Genomic DNA, 1,655 nt, shown 5'->3' with positions numbered 1-1,655 from the left:
GCGCAACTTGACGGACACTACCGGTTGATGTCGTGGACCTTGGCCGTGTCGATGCGGTAGTCCTTGACCATCGCGTTGGGGTCGGACGCGACGTGGGCCTTGTAGCCGTGGTGGGGCCGGTTGTGCTTGACGGTGTGCGTCGCGAACGCCGGCCCACCCCACCGACGCGTGGCTACACCGCCACGCTTAATCGTTCTTCCTCTTCCTGCTGCCTGCGTTCATGCTCCAGGTCGTACAGCCTTTGCATGTCCATATATCTTCGCGTGCCCCACTTGGTCCCGGCCACGTGACGCAGCCTGGCCGCGCTGAGCATCAACGCGCTGTTGCCATCCGGGAACGCGCCCACCACCTTCGTCCGACGCTTGATCTCACGCATGATCCGCTCCAAGGGGTTGTTCGTACGAAGACGCTGCCAGTGCTCACGGGGCAAACTCATGTACGTCAGCGTCTGCTCGACGCTCTCTCGCACGAACTCGGCCGCCTTCTTGAGCTTCATCCCTTCGAGCTTGGCCGCCACGTCCTCGGCCTTCTTCAGCGCCGCTTCACGGTCCTCACTGGCGTGGATCGCCTTGAGCATCGCCGACAGTTCCTTGACCCGGCCCTTGGGCACACAGCTCCACGCGTTGCGGTACCAGTGCACCACGCACCGCTGCCATTGCGCCTCGGGGAACACCTCGCCCAGCGACTCGACCAGGCCCAGGCACGCGTCGCTCACGAACAAACGTGTGCCTTCCAGGCCGCGTGCTTTGAGCTGACGCATAAACATCAGCCACGAGGCCTTGTCCTCCTTCGCGCCCTCCGCGATCCCCAGCACCTCGCGGTAGCCGTCCTCAGCAACACCGATCGCCACCAGGATCGCCACGTTCTTCACCTCCCCGCCCCACGAGCGTTTGAGGTACGTGCCATCGAGATAAACATACGGGTGCCTGCCCTCGATCGGCTTGTCCCGCCAGTCGTCGATCTGCTGGTACACCTTCTGGTTCAACTGGCTGACCGTGCTCGGGCTCACCCGCGTGCCCCACAACGCCTCGGTGATGTCCTCGACACGCCGGACTGACACGCCCGCCAGGTACATCTCGATCAGCGACTCCTCGACGCTCGACTCACGACGCTTGTAACGCTCAAGGATCTGCGTCTCGAACGGCAGCGACCTCAATCTCGGCACCTTCAATGTCACCTCGCCCGCCTTCGTCTGCAACTTACGGCTGTACGAGCCGGCCCGCGTGTCCTTCCGAGCGTCCGTCCGCTCGTACTTCCCGGCCCCGCAAAGCTGCTTGGCCTCGGCGTCCAGCAAACCGTTAAGCGTCTGCTCGACGCTCTCCCGCACGACCCGGTCCACGTGCCCGCGGACCTGGTCTTCATCAATCTTGAAAGCCCCTTGGATCGGGGAATCGTTGCCTGTAACATCATCTTCCATGGTGGTTCTCCAGTGAATGGGATTGATCTCAACAACACCATCCGCTCGGAGGACCGCTTTTTCAAACTGCGCATAATTTAGGACGTTATCGCGTGTGCAAATGCTGCGCGAGGATGCTGGGCGGCTGGAAGCCTCGTCGGCCGAGTTCACTCAGATCATGAAGCAAATCCGCCGTCTTTGGGATGCGGTGAAAGACGAGCGGGCCAAACCCGAGCCGAACTTTGAAACGATCCGCGAG

General features: G+C 62.1%; 1 protein-coding gene. It reads right to left on the bottom strand.

Translation table 11 applies throughout. The features are described 5' to 3' along the window. Nucleotides 1-172: 172 nt before the first annotated feature. Nucleotides 173-1,417 (bottom strand): IS256 family transposase, encoded by a 1,245-nt coding sequence (locus tag AAF184_25915; GenBank protein ID MEO0425793.1) that lies wholly within the window; start codon nt 1,415-1,417, stop codon nt 173-175. Between the last annotated feature and the right edge of the window lie 238 nt (nt 1,418-1,655).

The organism is Pseudomonadota bacterium (assembly GCA_039815145.1).
Lineage (GTDB): Bacteria > Pseudomonadota > Gammaproteobacteria > Steroidobacterales > JBCBZW01 > JBCBZW01.
The sequence above is the reverse complement of the archived record's forward strand: the minus strand, read 5'-3'. Positions and strand labels throughout refer to the sequence as shown.

What these genes read in the sequence shown, in the direction of transcription:
- AAF184_25915 (MEO0425793.1), bottom strand. Translation starts at nt 1,417, where the DNA reads ATGGAAGATGATGTTACAGGCAACGATTCCCCGATCCAAGGGGCTTTC.